This window comes from Enterobacteriaceae endosymbiont of Donacia piscatrix (genome assembly GCF_012569525.1).
In the GTDB taxonomy this organism is placed as follows: Bacteria; Pseudomonadota; Gammaproteobacteria; order Enterobacterales; family Enterobacteriaceae.
Genome location: NZ_CP046200.1, coordinates 250,739 through 252,340, shown reverse-complemented (window position 1 = coordinate 252,340; position 1,602 = coordinate 250,739). Strand labels below are relative to the sequence as shown.

2 protein-coding genes are annotated in these 1,602 nt (G+C 18.1%); both read left to right on the top strand.

Annotation, left to right across the window (positions count from 1 at the left end):
* The first annotated feature begins 124 nt into the window (after positions 1-124).
* A complete protein-coding gene (gene rpsU, locus GJT96_RS01190; RefSeq protein ID WP_169780411.1) occupies positions 125-340 on the top strand; it encodes a 30S ribosomal protein S21 in 216 nt (71 codons plus the stop codon).
* A 45-nt stretch (positions 341-385) separates the two neighbouring features.
* The coding region (dnaG, locus tag GJT96_RS01185) for a DNA primase (protein ID WP_169780410.1) at positions 386-1,602 on the top strand (1,217 nt) is incomplete at its 3' end.

Sequence of the window (1,602 nt, the reverse complement as noted above, 5' to 3'; positions counted from 1 at the left end):
TGTTTTTCCTTAAAATTGTATTTTTTTTTAAGAATAAAATAAAAAATTATTTATATAATGTTAATTATATATTATAATATAATTTCTAATAAAATTATATATTTAATTTATAGAAGGATATTACATGCCAGTTATTAAAATACGTGATAATGAACCATTTGATTTAGCTTTAAGACGTTTTAAACGTTCATGTGAAAAAGCAGGAATTTTATCAGAAATTAGACGTAGAGAATTTTATGAAAAACCAACAACAGCAAGAAAAAGAGCAAAAGCTTCTGCAATAAAAAGACATATAAAAAAAATATTAAGAGAAAATTCTAAAAAAACTCGTTTGTATTAAAAATTAATTATTTTTACAAAAAATAATAAATTAAAAATTATTTTTATGATTAAATATGTATCTCGTATATTTATTAATAATTTATTAGATCAAGTTGATATTGTAAAATTAATTATAAATAAAATTAAATTAAAAAAAAAAGGTAAAAATTTTTTTGGAATCTGTCCTTTCCATATAGAAAAAAATCCTTCATTTGTTGTTAATGCTGAAAAAAAGTTATACCATTGTTTTGGTTGTGGTGTACATGGTAATATTATTGATTTTATTATGAATTATGAAAATTTATCTTTTCTTAAAAGTGTAAAATTATTATCAGATATATTTAATATACCTATTCATAATGATAAAGAATTATGTTTTTCTGAAAAAAAAAATAAAAACGATATTTATTATCAATTAATGTTTAATTTAAGTTTTTTTTATAGAAATTATTTATTTAGATCTTTAGGTAAAAAAGCATTAAAATATTTATTAAATAGAGGATTTAATTTATATATTATAAACTATTTTTCTATTGGTTTTTCTCCTTTATATTGGGCTAATAAAATATTTCGTAATAAAAAAAACATAGAAATATTACATAAAAAATTAAAAGTTTTAAAATTAAATAAAAATAATCATAATTATTATGATATTTTTTATGATCGTATCATATTTCCTATTAGAAATATACATGGATTTGTAGTTGGTTTTGGTGGTAGAACGTTAAATAATAAAGAACCTAAATATTTGAATTCTTCAGAAAATAATATTTTTTATAAAAGTAATGAATTATACGGATTATTTGAAATAAAAAAAGAAAATAATATTATAAAAAAAATAGTGGTAGTAGAAGGTTATATTGATGTTATTAGTCTATTTCAATTTAATATAAAATATGCAGTAGCTATATTAGGAACAGCAATAACTAATTCTCATATACAAAAATTATTCAATTTAACAAATAAAATTATTTATTGTTTTGATGGGGATAAGGCTGGTATACAAGCACAATGGAATTCTTTAAAAAAAAGTTTACCTTTTTTAATAAAAGGAAAACAAGTATGTTTTATGATTTTACCTAAAGGAGAAGATCCTGATAGTTTAATTAGAAAAGAAGGAAGAAATCTTTTTGAAAAAAGAATTAATAATACTTTATCATTTTCAAAATTTTTTTTTAAAATATTACTTTTAAAAAATTTATTTTCTTCTTGTGAAGAAAAAACAAATTTTGTATATAAAGCTTTATCATTTATAAAATTAATTCCTGATAATTTTTTCCG

Excerpts from the sequence above, each read along its gene's own strand:
- rpsU (WP_169780411.1), top strand. The coding sequence starts at position 125 with ATGCCAGTTATTAAAATACGTGATAATGAACCATTTGATTTAGCTTTA.